At 60.2% G+C, this 14,710-nt stretch carries 15 protein-coding genes and 1 tRNA gene; 5 read left to right on the forward strand and 11 right to left on the reverse strand.

Annotated features, from left to right (window positions below; genetic code table 11):
* The 11 genes from ACP5EL_RS05875 to ACP5EL_RS05925 form a co-directional block, all read right to left on the reverse strand.
* Positions 1 to 269, reverse strand: a 269-nt coding sequence (locus ACP5EL_RS05875; protein WP_428401561.1) for a 30S ribosomal protein S12, incomplete at its 3' end; no start/stop codon positions are given.
* Positions 270 to 344: 75 nt separating this feature from the next.
* The gene (locus ACP5EL_RS05880) at positions 345 to 776 is read right to left on the reverse strand and encodes a NusA-like transcription termination signal-binding factor (protein WP_428401562.1); all 432 of its coding nucleotides are present in this window, start codon (positions 774 to 776) and stop codon (positions 345 to 347) included.
* Entirely contained in the window at positions 769 to 1,080 is a 312-nt protein-coding gene (locus tag ACP5EL_RS05885) for a 50S ribosomal protein L30e (RefSeq protein WP_428401563.1), read from the reverse strand. The genes ACP5EL_RS05880 and ACP5EL_RS05885 overlap by 8 nt, the downstream gene beginning before the upstream one ends.
* A 9-nt stretch (positions 1,081 to 1,089) precedes the next feature.
* A complete protein-coding gene (rpoA2, locus tag ACP5EL_RS05890; RefSeq protein WP_428401564.1) occupies positions 1,090 to 2,226 on the reverse strand; it encodes a DNA-directed RNA polymerase subunit A'' in 1,137 nt (378 codons plus the stop codon).
* Complete coding sequence (locus ACP5EL_RS05895; RefSeq protein ID WP_428401565.1) at positions 2,223 to 4,853, reverse strand: DNA-directed RNA polymerase subunit A'; 2,631 nt, start codon at positions 4,851 to 4,853, stop codon at positions 2,223 to 2,225. The genes rpoA2 and ACP5EL_RS05895 overlap by 4 nt, the downstream gene beginning before the upstream one ends.
* Before the next feature lie 8 nt (positions 4,854 to 4,861).
* Positions 4,862 to 6,676 (reverse strand): DNA-directed RNA polymerase subunit B, encoded by a 1,815-nt coding sequence (gene rpoB / locus ACP5EL_RS05900; protein ID WP_428401575.1) that lies wholly within the window; start codon positions 6,674 to 6,676, stop codon positions 4,862 to 4,864.
* Positions 6,669 to 8,159: a DNA-directed RNA polymerase subunit B'' gene (locus ACP5EL_RS05905; protein WP_428401566.1), complete on the reverse strand. Its 1,491-nt coding sequence runs from the start codon at positions 8,157 to 8,159 to the stop codon at positions 6,669 to 6,671. Before ACP5EL_RS05905 ends, rpoB begins: the two co-directional genes overlap by 8 nt.
* A 25-nt stretch (positions 8,160 to 8,184) precedes the next feature.
* Positions 8,185 to 8,421 (reverse strand): DNA-directed RNA polymerase subunit H, encoded by a 237-nt coding sequence (locus ACP5EL_RS05910; RefSeq protein WP_428401567.1) that lies wholly within the window; start codon positions 8,419 to 8,421, stop codon positions 8,185 to 8,187.
* Positions 8,422 to 8,450: 29 nt separating this feature from the next.
* Positions 8,451 to 8,542, reverse strand: a tRNA-Lys gene (locus ACP5EL_RS05915).
* Between the two features lie 71 nt (positions 8,543 to 8,613).
* A complete protein-coding gene (locus tag ACP5EL_RS05920; protein ID WP_428401568.1) occupies positions 8,614 to 9,741 on the reverse strand; it encodes an isocitrate/isopropylmalate dehydrogenase family protein in 1,128 nt (375 codons plus the stop codon).
* Positions 9,738 to 10,226, reverse strand: coding sequence for a 3-isopropylmalate dehydratase small subunit (locus ACP5EL_RS05925; protein WP_428401569.1), 489 nt, complete (start codon positions 10,224 to 10,226; stop codon positions 9,738 to 9,740). Before ACP5EL_RS05925 ends, ACP5EL_RS05920 begins: the two co-directional genes overlap by 4 nt.
* A gap of 130 nt (positions 10,227 to 10,356) precedes the next feature.
* On the opposite strand from ACP5EL_RS05925, the gene ACP5EL_RS05930 reads away from it, so the two are divergent.
* The 5 genes from ACP5EL_RS05930 to ACP5EL_RS05950 all read left to right on the forward strand — a co-directional run.
* Complete coding sequence (locus tag ACP5EL_RS05930; RefSeq protein ID WP_428401570.1) at positions 10,357 to 10,761, forward strand: molybdopterin dinucleotide binding domain-containing protein; 405 nt, start codon at positions 10,357 to 10,359, stop codon at positions 10,759 to 10,761.
* Positions 10,758 to 12,050 carry a formylmethanofuran dehydrogenase subunit B gene (locus ACP5EL_RS05935; RefSeq protein WP_428401571.1) on the forward strand — a complete coding sequence of 431 codons (1,293 nt, stop codon included), beginning with the start codon at positions 10,758 to 10,760 and terminating at the stop codon, positions 12,048 to 12,050. The genes ACP5EL_RS05930 and ACP5EL_RS05935 overlap by 4 nt, the downstream gene beginning before the upstream one ends.
* The gene (locus ACP5EL_RS05940; RefSeq protein WP_428401573.1) at positions 12,040 to 13,725 is read left to right on the forward strand and encodes a formylmethanofuran dehydrogenase subunit A; all 1,686 of its coding nucleotides are present in this window, start codon (positions 12,040 to 12,042) and stop codon (positions 13,723 to 13,725) included. The genes ACP5EL_RS05935 and ACP5EL_RS05940 overlap by 11 nt, the downstream gene beginning before the upstream one ends.
* Positions 13,726 to 14,505, forward strand: coding sequence for a formylmethanofuran dehydrogenase subunit C (locus ACP5EL_RS05945; RefSeq protein WP_428401574.1), 780 nt, complete (start codon positions 13,726 to 13,728; stop codon positions 14,503 to 14,505).
* Between the two features lie 69 nt (positions 14,506 to 14,574).
* Positions 14,575 to 14,710 (forward strand): DUF1246 domain-containing protein (locus ACP5EL_RS05950; protein WP_428401577.1); only part of this gene is annotated, 136 nt, incomplete at its 3' end.

The following is a 14,710-nucleotide window of genomic DNA, read 5'->3' on the forward strand; positions in this document are numbered from 1 at the left end:
CCGATGGCGCCGTCCCCCGGACAGAAGGCGGTAACCTGTCTTCCGTTCTTGATCAGCTGTATTCGGACGCACTTTCTGATGGCGGAGTTCGGCTGCTTCGCCTCCACTCCGACCTTCTCCAGAACTATCCCTCGAGCCCTCGGCGCCCCTCCCAGGGGATCTGCCTTGACGTTCAGCTTCAGTGCCCTCCGGCTGTAGTTCGTATCTCTCCACCGGAAGCTTTTGCGGTCGCTCTCCAGTTTCCTGGCCGCGTACATTCCCTTTCCCATTATTCCACCTAGTTGAATGCTATGTCCATCGCCAACGGCCGGCCCGTTGATCGGTCTTAAGGCGCCGTTTTATTTTTACTGGATTATGATGTCGTCTACGCCGTGATGCCTCGAAGAGAGCATCTTGGCCTTTAATATGTTACGCCCATCCCGTCCTATGGCGATGCCCTTGTCCCTATTTGCTACTTCTACATAAGCCAATCGCTTATTGTTTTTCGATACGATCGTCACGTTCTTTATCGAAGCCGGCTGGAAGACGTTCTCCAGGAACTCCTTGACGTCTTCGCTATGCTCCACGATCTCGATCTGCTTTCCTATCGACTTCTTCACCCTGTTGATGTTGCTGCCCTTCCTCCCTATGGCAGCGCCCATATCTCCCTTCTTGACGACGAATATTATCCGATCGTTCTCGTCGTCGATGATGCAGTCTCTGGCCACGCCACCGGTCAAGCTTTCGAAGAGGGCGATATACCTTATCCCCTCGGTGGTAAGCTTGAACTCACTCATCCTCAATACCCCTGATCTCCCTCAGGAGCGCCATTATCTCAGAGTCGCCGGGTTCTATCACCGCCAGAGCCGCCACCGAGAAGGGTTTTCCGCAGGCAGATCCGAGGTCCTTCCCCCTGCCGGGATAATTGTAGACTGGCACGTCGATATCCCTCAGCTCGCTGGCCACCTCCTCTGGACAGTCGATGGCGTTGATGACCAGCTTAGCCTGCCCGCCGACCCCTGCTTCTACAGTTAGATTTGAGCCAAGAACAACTTTACCGGTTCTGATCGAACTTCTGAGCGCTCTATCAATGTTTATCATCCTTTTACCTCATCGTTTTGAGACTAATTGAACATCGCCCGTTCCCAGCTGTATCGGCTGGCCCACTATGACGTTCTCGGTTACGCCCCTGAGATCATCCACGTCTCCGCGAACTGCGGCGTCGAGGATGTGGTTTACGGTGACCTCGAAAGCTGCCCTCGCGAGGACGCTCGCCTTCTCTCCGGAGACGCCGTGGCGTCCGATCTGTTTGACCTCGCCATCGCAGGTCATGATGTCGGCCACCAGCATGATGTGCCTCACGTCGACAGAGAGACCCTGTTCCCGCAAGGTGTCGGTGGCCTCGTTTATTATGGCATTTCGGGCCGCCTCTATTCCCAGGACATCGCCGATCTCAGTTATATTATTTGTTTTCGTCCTGGTGGGGTCGACCCCCTCAAACGAGATGACGTCCTTGAGGGCCGAGCCCTCTGTGTAGAGGACGTACTCGTCCCCCTCCTTCCTGATGACGACCCTGTTTATCCCCTCGATCCCTTTCAGAGAGATCGTCTTGATCTTCTCGACGAGCTGGAGAAGATCTCGGTATGAGGGCTCGGGCGGCGTCATTATGATCTGATTTCCGTGCTGGTCTGCCGAAAGCTTCGTCCCCGCGGCGAGCCTCTCCGCCACCTCCGAGGGCTCGATCTTCCTCTGAGCCAGGGCGTCCTCGTTCAGCTCGATCACCACGTTCATCTCGGCGAGGTCGGTAGCTATCGACCCCAGGTGGAGGATGTTCGTCGACTCGATCGACCAGGCCACCTCTCTTGCGATGTCCCGGTCGAGGGCGTACTCCTTCTCCAGCCGGATGGTCATGGTGGGGGTGCTGGGGATCTTTCGCGCGTCCACGATCTCGATCAGCCTCGGAAGGCCGAGGGTGACGTTGATCTCTGCGACCCCGGCGTAGTGGAAGGTCCTCATCGTCATCTGGGTGCCGGGCTCCCCGATCGACTGGGCCGCCACGACCCCCACCGCCTCGCAGGGCTCGACCTTGGACCTCTTGTAATCGGCCACCACCTGGTCTGATATCTCAGCGAGCTCCTCCTTGGAGACCTCGATCCCCTTCAGCTCCTCCCCCAGGGCCCTCTTTATGCTCTGGGGCAATGGGAGGCCCTCGATCCTCTTTTGGACCTCCTTCTCCGATAGGCTCATGTCCCCTCCTTCTTCAGCACCCTCTGGACTATCCGATGAACGTTCTCGGGGCTCGCATAATCCCTCTTGGAGGCGTCGACGCCGTCCTCGCCATAGTTGAACTGGACAATTATGCCCCTCGTCTCCTTGACTGTCCCGTCGTACTGGACCTCCAGATCCTGGAGGGCGTTGATCAGCCTCCTCTGAAGGTAGCCGCTCTGGGACGTCCTGATGGCGGTGTCGACGAGCCCCTCCCTCCCGCCGATGGCGTGGAAGAAGAACTCCGTCGGGTTCAAACCCTCCTTGTAGCTGGACTCGACGAAGCCGTGAGCTTCGGCCCCCAGGTCCCCCCTCCGAAAGTGGGAGAGGGTCCTCCCCTCGTAGCCTCGCCGGATCCGCTCGCCCCTGACCGACTGCTGGCCAACGCAGGCCGCCATCTGGGTCAGGTTCAGCATCGATCCTCGGGCACCGCTGACGGCCATAACCACGCCGCTGTTGTCGATGCCCAGGTACCTGCCGGCGATGGAGCCGGTGTTGTCCCTGGCCTTGCCGAGGGTCTGCATAATCCTCATCTCCAGGGTCTCGTCCAGGGTCCTTCCGGGCAGGGGCTCCAGCTCCCCCGCCTGGTAGGCCCCGATCAGCTTCGTCACGTTCTCCCTCGCGGCGTTCAGAACGTCGGAGATCTGGGCCTCGGCCTCCTTGGGGATGTCCTCGTCGTCGATTCCGAAGCTGAAACCCGCCAGCATTATTCCTCTGATCGCCATCTGGGTCATTCCGTCGACGAAGCTCGCGCCGATCGTCGGGCCGTACTCCTTGATCACCCTGTCGGTGATCTTCCCCTTGAAGGCTCCTACGGCAGCGGCGTCGATGGTGCCGCTTATGATCTCACCGTCGCGAATGGTGACGTAGGCGTCATCTTCGCAGGCCTCCCTCTTGCACTGATCGCAGTTCTTGCAGAAGGATGCCTTGAAATCCAGGTTCAGGCCTTTGGGGAGGGTGAGGCTGAAGATCTGCTTTCCTGTCCAGTAGGGCTCGCCCTCATCGTTGCGTCCTCGGGGTTCGGGAAGCTCCAGGTGGGGTAGCTTCTTGAAGATCTCCATAACCTCAAGCCGGCTGATCCTACGGTCGCCGTGGGTCAGAAGGAAGTTGCCGGTGACGTAATCGTGGATGCCTCCGATGATGGGCCCCCCAAACCTTGGAGACAATATGTTCTCCTGGACCCTCATCAAGATCTGGGCCTCGGCCCTGGCTTCCTCAGTCTGGGGGACGTGAAGGTTCATCTCGTCGCCGTCGAAGTCGGCGTTGTATGGTGGACAGACTGCGGGATTCAGCCTGAAGGTCTTGTAGGGCATGACGATCACCTTGTGTGACATGATCGACATCCGATGAAGAGACGGCTGCCGGTTGAAGAGGACTATATCCCCGTCCATCAGCTGTCGGTCCACCTTCCAGCTGGGCTCGAGCTGTTCGGCCACCTCTTCGGAGTTTTTGTCGGTGATCTTGACCCTTCTCCCGTCGGCTCTCGTGACGTAGTTCACGCCCGGGTGTTTATCCGAACCCCTTCTTACGAAGTCTCGCATCACCTCGATGTTTCTTGAGTTCACCACCAGGGGAACCGATAGCTCCATCGCGATCTCCATGGGAACACCCACCTCGTTTATGCTGAGGTTCGGGTCGGGCGAGATCACCGTCCTCGCGCTGAAGTTCACCCTCTTGCCCGAGAGGCTCCCTCGGAACCTCCCCTCTTTTCCCTTCAGCCTCTGAGATAAGGTCTTGAGTGGCCGGCCGCTCCGATGTCGGGCCGGGGGAACGCCGGAGACGGTATTGTCGAGGAAGGTCGTGATGTGATACTGGAGGAGTTCCCAGAGGTCCTCGATGATCAATTGGGGTGCGCCGGCCTCCCTGTTCTCCTGAAACCGCTGGTTGATCCTGATGATGTCCACCAGCTTGTGGGTCAGGTCGTCCTCGCTCCTCTGGCCGCTCTCCAGGGTGATCGAGGGCCTCATCGTGACCGGCGGCACCGGAAGGACTGTGAGGAGCATCCATTCGGGCCGGGCGGTCTCTGGGTTCATCCCCATCACTTCGATGTCCTCGTCGGGGATCTTCTCGAACCGGTCCCTTATGTCGGAGGGGGTGAGCCTGTGGCCGTCCTCGACGTAGGTGAGGGGCCTCTCGAACTTGATCTCCAGCTGGGGCGCGCCGCAGAAGGGGCAGACCTTGTGCTTTCGGGCCTCAGAGAATACCTTGTTGACGACGTCGTCTGTCATCTGGCCGAGCTGGACGAGGGTCTCGATCTGCTCGAGATACATCCTCTTCTCGTTCTCCAGGAGCATAAGCCGCGAGCAGTCCTTGCAGATTCCGCGAAGGATCTTTCTTATCAATTTAGCGAATCCGACGTGAATTACAGGGGCTATGAGGTCGATGTGGCCGAAGTGTCCGGGGCATTCGCCGGGCCTTCCACCACAGCTCCTGCACCGCAGGCCAGGGTCGATCACCCCGAGCCTTGGGTCCATAAGCCCCATCTCGATGGGAAAGCCGTCGTCGTCGTAGGTATCTGCGGTTATGATCTTCACCACGCTCATCCTCCGAAACTCCTGGGGAGAGATGAGCCCAAAACTGATCTTGCCAATTCTCTTCGGGACGGTCATGTTTACACCTAAACTGCGTCCTCCAAAAGGAGCCTGGGGGCGACGCCGAGGGACTTAATCTCGTCCAGCAAGAGCTTGAAGGCGTAGCTCATCTCCACGGGGTAGATCTCGGTATCCGAGCCGCAGACGGAGCAGTAGTCTACGTTCCTGCGCCGATCGTGGATCGCGATCATGCCGCAGCGGCTGCAGACGAGCTCTGTCACCTTGTCCGACTCGTCGACGAGCCTCTCCTTCAGAGCTAAAGCCGCGCCGTGGGCTATCAGGACGTCTCGCTCCATCTCGCCGAACCGCAGGCCTCCTTCCCTCGCCCGCCCCTCCGTCGGCTGGCGCGTGAGGACCTGGACTGGACCCCGGGACCTCGCATGCATCTTTCCCGCCACCATGTGGTAGAGCTTCTGATAGAGGATCACCCCGACGAAGACATCGGCCATGATCTGCTCTCCGTTGATGCCGTTGTACATCACCTCTCTCCCGGTGTGGGAGAAGCCGAACTTGGTGAGGGCTCCCCTCATGTCCGTCTCCTCCTCTCCCAGGAAGGCGGTGGCGTCGGCGAACCTCCCCTCCAAGGACCCCATCTTCCCCCCGATCATCTCCAGGACGTGGCCCACCGTCATCCGTGATGGGATGGCGTGGGGGTTGACGATCAGGTCCGGAACCATGCCGCTCTCGGTGAAGGGCATGTCCGCTGGGGGGACGATCAGGCCGACTACCCCCTTCTGGCCGTGCCGCGAGGCGAACTTGTCCCCCAGCTCCGGAACCCTCTGGTCTCTCGTCTTCACCTTGGCCAGCCGGTTTCCGTTGGAGGACTCGGTGAGGATCACCGTGTCCACCACGCCCTTTTCGTTCGACCTCATGGTCACCGAGGTCTCACGCCTCTGCTGGGGCGTGATCCCAAACTCCGTCGGCTCCTCCAGGAACCGGGGCGGCGAGGTCTTCCCGATGAGGACGTCGTTTGGAGCCACCACCGCGTTGGGGTTGACCAGTCCGTCGTCGTCCAATTGTGAGTATGCCTCCGTACCCCTCGCGCCCCGGACCTCCATATCCGGTATCTCGAACTTGTCCTCCTGCCCTCCGGGGTACTTCCGCTCCTCGGCCTCAGAGACCCGGAAGAAGTGGCTTCGGCCCAGACCCCGCTCGATGGAGCCTTTGTTGAGTATGAGGGCGTCCTCGATGTTGTACCCCTCGTAGACGAGGACCGCGACGACGAAGTTCTGCCCCGCGGGCCTCTCGTCAAAGCCGATGGCGTCGGCGGTCCTACTCCTGCAGAGGGCCCTCTGGGGGTAGTGGAGGTAATGGCCTCTAGTGTCGGGCCGCAGCTTTGTGTTGGCCAGAGGGGTTCCCAGGCACTGCTTGATCATACCCGCACCCATGGTATTTCTCGGGCTGGCGTTGTGTTCGGGGTAGGGGACGAGGCCGGTGCAGATCCCCAGGATCAGAGAGGGGTCGACCTCCAGATGGGTGTGATCGGGGGCTACCTCCTCCTCCCACATGGCCACAAGGGAGTTTTCTTCCTCCTCGGCGTCGAGATACTCGACGAGCCCCTCGGAGACGAGATCGTCGAAGAGGATCTCGCCCTGCCTGAGCCTCTCTATATGCTCTTCGGTGACCAGGGGGACCCCCTCCTCCACCACGACGAGGGGTCTGCGGGCTCTGCCTGAGTCGGTGTTGATCAGAATCTCGTTCGTCCTCTCGAAGTAGGAGACGTTGATCTGGTTGCTTATCGAGCCGCCCCTTCGAAGACTTCTCATCTCTTTTGCGAGCCTGATGGGGTCTGAATGGGTTCCCACGAACTCCCCGTTGACAAATACCCTAGCGCTACTCAAAGCGACCACCAACCGATACGACCTCCAGGTCCAGAAGCATCTTCTTCACGTCCTCGTAATCCTCGACCCCCGTCGAGAGCTCCACGCCCTGGGCGAAGTTCTTCACCAGACCGCAGTTGGGGCCCTCTGGCGTCTCGCTGGGACAGATCCTTCCCCACTGGGTGGGGTGGAGATCTCTCGCCTCGAAGTGGGGCTGGGATCGGGACAGAGGTGATATCACCCTGCGCAGGTGGCTTAGGCTCGCCATGTAATCTGTCCGATCGAGGAGCTGGGATACGCCGGTCCTGCCGCCGACCCAGTTTCCTGTGGCCAGGGGATGGATCATCCTCTCGGTGAGGACGTCCGCCCGAACGGTGGTGATGACGTTCAGCTCGCGGTTTCTCATGCTGGCCCGCTCCAGCTGGTACTTGATGTCCCTCGTGAGCCTGCTGAAGGCGACCCTGAAGAGGTCCTCCATCAGGTCACCGGATAGCTTGAGCCTCTTGTTGGCGTAGTGGTCCTTGTCGTCCTCGCCTCTCTTCCCCAGGGCCAGCTCGAAGCAGGCCTCTGCCATCCTCGCGAGGAAGAGGCCTTTCGCGTACCGGTCGCCCTCCTCGACGCCGATGTGGGGGAGAAGGTACCGGTCCAGTACGTAGGCGGCCCTCTTCTTCTGGTACTCTTTCGCCTGGCCCGCGGCGACGCGGCCCCCTATCTTCTCCAGCGCCTCCTCCTTGTCCGCGACCTCCGCCTCCTCCAGGTTCTCGAGCATGAACTTTATAATCTCGGGGTTGTCGGATACGGCCTGGACGATATCCATATCCGTCTCCAGGCCGAGGGCTCTGGTGAGGGTGACGAAGTTGAGCCTTCCGCTTACTGAGGGGAAGGAGACCTCCAAAATCGACCTTTTGCCTCGCTCGACGATCACCAGAGACCGGTATCCTTGCCTCTGAGAGAAGACCTTGGCCACCTCGATGAAGGTGTCGTACCTCTGGTTGTACTCCACCAGGATCTTGTTGGGCGAGAGGTCCTCTAGGGTCATGATAACCCTCTCAGACCCGTTCACCACGAAGTATCCGCCCGGATCCAGGGGGTCCTCGCCGAACTCGATCATCTCCCCGCGAGAGAGGGTCGATAGGTTGCAGACTTTGGACATTATCATGATCGGGAGCATCCCGATCATCGCCTCCACCGGCTCCTTCTCCGTCTCCCCCTGGACGATCGTCATCTCCAGACGCAGCGGCGATGCGTAGGTGAGGTTTCGAAGCCTCGCATCGTTAGGGTAGAGCCTCTCCACCGAGCCGTCGGCCTCGGTGACCGTCGGCATCTCCACCCGGATCGCGCCCAGCTTGACGTAGGTATCCTCGATATTCGTCTCGATGACGCCCACCTCTTCGATCACCTTCTGAAGGCCCCTGTCTATAAAGTCGTTGAAAGAGTTTATGTGATGGTGGACCAGCTTGTCCTTTGTAAAATAGGCCTTGTATAGGACGTTTCTGTCAAGCAAACTTTAAAACACCTCTTAAGTCGACTTAGTCGATTACCAGCCTGTAAAATACCGATTCCCCTGACGTGGGGCTCTTCCTGATTATCTTCACCACGTCACCCACCTTGCCCCCGATCTCCTTCACCACCGGGTCGGTGATGTGGATCTTGGGGAGCTGAGCAGAATCCACGCCGTAACCCTTCAGCATCTCCTCTGACTCTTCGGGAGAGAGAAGGATGTGAGCCGGAACCAGGTCATGATCCTGCAGCGCAAACTTTTTCATACAGCCACTTCCCAGAAATAAGCGATAAGCGGGCTCGAAGGGATTTGAACCCTCGACCACCTGGTATCTCCGTTCAAAAAACTTAAAAGCCAGACGCTCTGCCTAACTGAGCTACGAGCCCCCATGAGCAGATCAGCCCATACCACTGTCTAGGAGATGGTCATCCGACATAAAACCTTTTCCCCCTTCAGGTCAGATCTCCTTGAGGACGATGGCCGCGATATCGTCGCCGACCTCAGAGGTGGTGGCACTTCCGCCCATATCGTATGTTCTGACCTTCCCCCCCTTGATGTTCGTCTCGATGGCCCTGATCACGTCCTCGGCGGCCGCGCGCTCCCCGAGGTGCTCCAGGAGCATCGCCCCGGCCCAGATGGTGGCGATGGGATTGACCTTGTTCATCCCCTTGTACTTGGGCGCGCTTCCGTGGATCGGCTCGAACATGCTCGTGCCCTCGGGGTTGATGTTCGCTCCGGGCGCGAGGCCCAAGCCCCCCTGGATCATGGCCCCGAGGTCGGTGATGATATCGCCGAACATATTTGGGGCGACGACGACGTCAAACCACTCCGGGTTTTTGACAAACCACATGGTGATGGCGTCGACGAAGTTGAAGTCGGTCTTCACCTCCGGGTACTGGGTAGAAAGCCTCTCGAACTCCTCTCTCCAGAAGCCGTAGATGTCGGAGAGGACATTCGCCTTGTCGACGCTGGCCAGGTGCTTTCCCCTCTCCATGGCGAGGTCGAAGGCGTACTTGATGACCCTTGCCGTCCCCTCCTTCGAGATCATTCCGATCTGGTAGGCGATCTCCTCGCTGTCGGACTCGACGTCCAGGCCGAACTTGACGTCGTAGAGGGTCCTCGCCACCTCGAACTCATCGCGGCTCCTCCCCGCCTTCGCCCGGCCGCCGATCCCGATGTAAAAGTCCTCCGTGTTCTCCCGGACGACGACAAAGTCGATATCCTTGGGTCCCTTGTCCTTGAGTGGGGTCCAGATCCCCTCCAGGAGCTTGACGGGCCGGAGGTTGACGTACTGGTCGAAGTAGAACCGCATGGCCAGGAGGACGCCCTTCTCCAGGACGCCGGGTTTCACTCTCGGGTCGCCTATGGAGCCGAGGTAGATCGCCCTGTAACGGGATAGGTCTTTGAGGGCGTCCTCGCCGACCAGCTCTCCCGTCTCCAGGTAGTGGTCCGCTCCCAGGGAGAACGTTGTCCACTCGATATCAAAACCATGCTTTTCCGCCGCGGCCTCTGCGACCTTCATCCCCTCGGCCACGATCTCAGGTCCTATCCCATCGCCGGGGATAACGGGAACTTTGTACTTCAAGCAGACTTCACCATCCTCTTAGTGTACTCGACTAGCCCTCCCGTCTCCACGATCTCCTGGAGGAAGGGCGGCAGGGACGTAGTCCTATAAGACTCGCCACGGGACCGGTTGTATATGAGACCCTCGTCGGCGTCGATCTCGAGAGCGTCTCCATCACCGATTCTGTCCACGTCTGCACAGACGAACAGGGGCAGGCCGATGTTGATGGCGTTCCGGAAGAAGATCCGGGCGAAGGACTTGGCGACGACGGCCTTCACTCCCGCGCCCTTGAGGCCGAGGGGCGCATGCTCCCGGGAGGAGCCACATCCGAAGTTCGTCCCCGCCACCACGAAGTCCCCTGCCTCGACTCGCCTGGCGAACTCGGGTCGCACGCCCTCAAAGACATGTTCCGCGAGCCCTTCGGGGTCGTTGATCACCAGGTAGCGTCCGGGTATGATCGCGTCGGTGTCGATATCATCGTTAAACTTCCAAGCTCTGCCTGCCAAAAACCATCCCCCCTGCGATAGTGGACTACTTAGCAATATCAACGTAGTATATTAAGGTGACCGTTCCCGATGGACCAGACCGCACAATATATAGCCATTGGAAGGCCAAGAAAGATGAAGCTCAAGTTTGATGGTGATTCTGTTGAAGGCGATTATGATCTCTGGACGCACCCTCGGCCAGGGTGCTAGCTCTGAGGCGAAGATGTCGCCCGAGTTCTTCAAGGCCGCATCATTCTGCGCCCTATCCGAACTGGACTACGACGCCCTCGACGTATCCGAGGGAGGGAACGTCCTGGTGAGGACGAACTTCGGCGAGGTCGTCGTCTCGGCCAAAAAGGACGAGGGCCTGCCCCCGGGGCTCATATTCATACCGATGGGGCCCTGGGCCAACGCCGTCGTAGGGCCCGAGACGGGTGGATGCGGAACACCCCAGTTCAAGGGGGTCGAGGCCGAGGTGGAGAGAAGCGCGATGCGGGTTATGGACGTCCGGGAGCTCTTCGCTGACCTGAAGAGGGCCGGAGGTGAGGGGTCTTGATGGCAGAAGACGTCCTCTGCCCCTTCTGCGGCTGCCTCTGCGACGACATCAAGGTCGAGGTGGAAGAGGGCCAGATCGTCGGCGTCAAGAGGGCCTGCAAGCTGGGGTCGAGCAAGATCCGGGGACACGAGAGGACGAAGGCCCCGATGGTGAGAAGAGGCGGAGAGCTGGTGGAGACGAGTTACGAGGAGGCCTACGATCGGGCCGCCAAAATCCTGAAGGGGGCGAAGAGGCCTCTCCTCTACGGCTGGTGCTCCACCGTCTGCGAGACCGCCAAGTTGGGGATCCTTCTCGCGGAGGAGGTGGGCGGCGTCGTCGACTCCACGGCCACCGTCTGCCACGGCCCCTCCATCATCGGGATCGAGGAGAAGGGTCTGGCGGGCTCGACCCTCGGCCAGATCAAGAACAGAGCCGACCTGATAGTCTTCTGGGGCGCAAACCCCGCCGAGGCTCATCCGCGCCATTCCATGCGCTACTCCTCGAACTCGTCAGGAATGTTCACCCCCCAGGGGAGGAAGGGGCGGAAGGTGATCGTCGTCGACGTCCGAGAGACGAGGACCGCAAAGAACGCCGATAAGTTCCTTCTGATAAGGCCGGGGACCGACTATGAGGTGATCTCGGCCCTTCGGATGATCGTGGCGGGCAAAGGCGAGATCGTCCCAGAGACGGTGGCGGGGGTCGCGAAAGCGGACCTGGCAGAGTTGGCGGAGATGATGAAGGGCGCGAGGTTTGGTGCCCTCCTCTTCGGCCTGGGGATGACCCACAGCCGGGGCCGGTACAAGAACGTCGACAACGCCCTCTCCCTGGTGGCGGACCTGAACGGCTTCACCAAGTTCGTGGTGATGGCGATGAGGGGCCACTACAACGTGGCGGGATTCGGCCAGGTCTGTGCCTGGGAGACGGGCTTTCCGATGTCCGTTGACTTCTCCCGGGGCGCGCCCTACTTCAACCCCGGCGAGACTGCAGCCTGCGATCTTCTCGCAAAAAGGGAGGCGGACGCCATGATGGTCGTCGCCGCCGATCCGGTCTCGAACTTCCCGAGGAGGACCGTCGAGGAGATGGCCGAGATACCGGTGATCCAGATCGACCCCTTCCCAAACCCCACCACGCTCCTGGCGGACGTGGTGATACCGAGCGCCGTCTGCGGCGTCGAGGCCGAGGGGACCGCATATCGGATGGACGGCTTATCCCTCCGGATGAAGAAGGTCGTGGATTCGGCCTATCCAACGGACGAGGAGATCGTGCAAAACATTCTCGATAGAGTGAGGAGGCTCGACGATGATAATTAAGGGCGGGTTTGTTTTTGATCCTGCAAACGGGGTCTATGGTGAGGAGATGGACGTCTCTATTGAGGGCGGCAAAGTCGTCGAAGAGTCCCGTGATGGCAGAGAGATCGACGCCCGGAGGATGCTGGTGATGCCGGGCGGGGTCGACGCCCACGCCCACATAGCCGGGGCGAAGGTGAACACCGGCAGAATCATGAGGCCGGAGGATGCAAGGCGCGGGACCGAGCCGAAGACGAAGCTACTGCGGCCGCAGACCGGCTACACCGTCCCCAACTGCTACGCTATGGGCTATCGGTACGCCCGCCTCGGCTACACCTGCGCCTTCGAGGCGGCGACACCGATCCTGGAGTCGAGACACACTCACGAGGAGCTGGAGGAGATTCCCATCGTCGACAAGGGTGCTCTCACCTTATTTGGCAACAACTGGGAGGTCCTGGAGTGCGTCCGCGATGGCGACCTCGATAAGCTCGCGGCCTTCCTGGCCTGGGGCCTTCGTGCCAGTCGCGGCTACGGCGTCAAGGTGGTGAACCCCGGCGGGGGCGAAGCTTGGGGCTTTGGCGGAAACGTCAAGGGGATCGACGATCCGGTCCCGAACTTCGGCGTGACCCCGAAAGAGGTCATTAGGGGCCTGATGAGGGCAAACGAGATCCTGAGGCTGCCCCACTCCGTCCACCTCCACACAAACAACCTGGGAAAGCCCGGAAACTACGAGACGACCCTCGCGACCCTCAAGGCCGTCGAGGAGATCTCCGCCTCCCGCGACCGGCAGGTCCTCCACGTCACCCACATGCAGTTCTCTGCTTACGGCGGGACCGGCTGGCGCGACTTCGAGTCGAAGGCCCCCGAGATCGCCGACTACTTCAACCGCCACGACCAGTTCACCATGGACATGGGCCAGCTGATCTTCGGGTCTGCCACCACCATGACCGCCGACGCGCCCCTGGAGTACGGGAACGCCCGCCTCCTTCACGCCAAGTGGTCCAACCACGACATCGAGCTGGAGGAGTCGAGCGGGGTCGTCCCCCTGGTCTACGGGAGGAAGATGCCGATTAACGCGATCCAGTGGGCGATAGGCCTGGAACTCGCCCTTCTGACGAAGAACCCCTGGCAGGTGATCATGACCACAGACCACCCCAACGGCGGGCCCTTCGTGAACTACCCGGAGGTGATATCCCTTCTGATGAGCCGGGCGAAGAGGGAGGAGGAGCTGAAAACTTTGCACGAGCTGGCATCCAGGAGGTCGTCACTTCCTTCGATCGAGAGGGAGATGGACTGGAACGACGTCGCGATATTGACGAGGGCCGCCCCCGCCAGGATTCTGGGCCTAGCGGAGAAGGGGCACCTGGGGGTGGGGGCGGACGGGGACGTCACCGTCTACGACATAAACCCGGTTGATGTGGACCCCTCGAAGGATCACAAAAAAGTGAAGGGCGCCCTCGCAAAGGCCAAGTACACCATCAAGGGCGGAGAAGTGGTGGTCAGAGACGGCGAGATCACCGCTGTCCCCCAGGGGAGGACCTACTGGGTCGACGCCTCGGTCCCCGAAGATCAAGCGGCGAAGGTCAGAGCAGATCTCGTCGAAAAGTTCGCCAAGTACTACAGCATCCAGATGTCAAACTACATGGTCCAGGACGCCTACGTCACCCATCCTCGGGTCGTGAAGGCGGGGGTGATCTAGATGAGAGAGATCGTGATTGAGCCGCGTCGAGAGTTTTTGGTCCCCGTCGAGGCGGAGAGAATAAGCCCCGATGTCTTCGCGTCCCTGGCCATCAAGGAGATCGAGAAGATCGAGGTCTGGGAGGGAAACAGAAAGGCCGCCCTATCTGACCTATTCGATATCTCCGGGGACGAGGGCCCCGCAGAGCCCGAAGAGATGTTGATCACCCTTTCCGGCGACTTCTCCAAGGTAAAAAGGGTCGGCGAGAAGATGGCCTGTGGTCGGATCCTGGCCGAAGGCGATCTCGGGATGCACGCCGGAAACGGGATGGCCGGCGGCGAGATCGAGATAGGAGGACGGGCTGGAGACTGGCTCGGCCGGGAGATGCGAGGCGGAAAGATCACCGTCAGAGGCGACGCAAAAGACTACGTCGGAGCCGGATACCGCGGCGAGAACTGCGGCATGCGCGGTGGTGAGATAGTGATCGAGGGCTCGGCCGGTGACTATCTGGGCGAGCACCTCTGCGGCGGGACGATCACCGTTGGAGGAGATGCTGGCGACTTTCCGGGGATCGCTAACCGGGGCGGTGTGATCGTTATCGGCGGCGACGCCCACCTTCCCGGAGCCGAGATGGTGAGCGGCACCATTACCGTTCGAGGACGGGCAAGGGTCCTTCCGTCCTATCAGTACCAGGAGACGGTGGAGATCGATGGGATGAATCTCAAGAATTTTTTGGGAGATCTCGTTGAGGGTGGAAAGGGCGAGCTTCGCGTCGCGTCGGTCGAGGAGGAAGGAGCATGACAGTCAGCTTGATAAGTGAGTACCTCTCTAGGTCGGTACATAGATCAGATCATTTTGAGGTGCTTTGAATTGATCGACCGCAGCAAAATTTTAGAGATTTTGGAGGGGTACGACCTCAGCGACCCGCTGATCGGGGTCGTCGCCTCCCATTCGGCCCTGGACACCTGTGACGGGGCCATAGAGGAGGGGTTTAGGACCCTCGCCA

Origin of the sequence: Methanocrinis sp. (assembly GCF_049974945.1) — an archaeon.
Lineage (GTDB): Archaea > Halobacteriota > Methanosarcinia > Methanotrichales > Methanotrichaceae > Methanocrinis.

Excerpts from the sequence above, each read along its gene's own strand:
- ACP5EL_RS05910 (WP_428401567.1), bottom strand. The coding sequence starts at position 8,421 with ATGAAAAAGTTTGCGCTGCAGGATCATGACCTGGTTCCGGCTCACATC.
- rpoA2 (WP_428401564.1), bottom strand. The coding sequence starts at position 2,226 with ATGAGCCTATCGGAGAAGGAGGTCCAAAAGAGGATCGAGGGCCTCCCA.
- ACP5EL_RS05930 (WP_428401570.1), top strand. The coding sequence starts at position 10,357 with ATGGTGATTCTGTTGAAGGCGATTATGATCTCTGGACGCACCCTCGGC.
- ACP5EL_RS05885 (WP_428401563.1), bottom strand. The coding sequence starts at position 1,080 with ATGATAAACATTGATAGAGCGCTCAGAAGTTCGATCAGAACCGGTAAA.
- ACP5EL_RS05940 (WP_428401573.1), top strand. The coding sequence starts at position 12,040 with ATGATAATTAAGGGCGGGTTTGTTTTTGATCCTGCAAACGGGGTCTAT.
- ACP5EL_RS05945 (WP_428401574.1), top strand. The coding sequence starts at position 13,726 with ATGAGAGAGATCGTGATTGAGCCGCGTCGAGAGTTTTTGGTCCCCGTC.
- ACP5EL_RS05880 (WP_428401562.1), bottom strand. The coding sequence starts at position 776 with ATGAGTGAGTTCAAGCTTACCACCGAGGGGATAAGGTATATCGCCCTC.
- ACP5EL_RS05895 (WP_428401565.1), bottom strand. The coding sequence starts at position 4,853 with ATGACCGTCCCGAAGAGAATTGGCAAGATCAGTTTTGGGCTCATCTCT.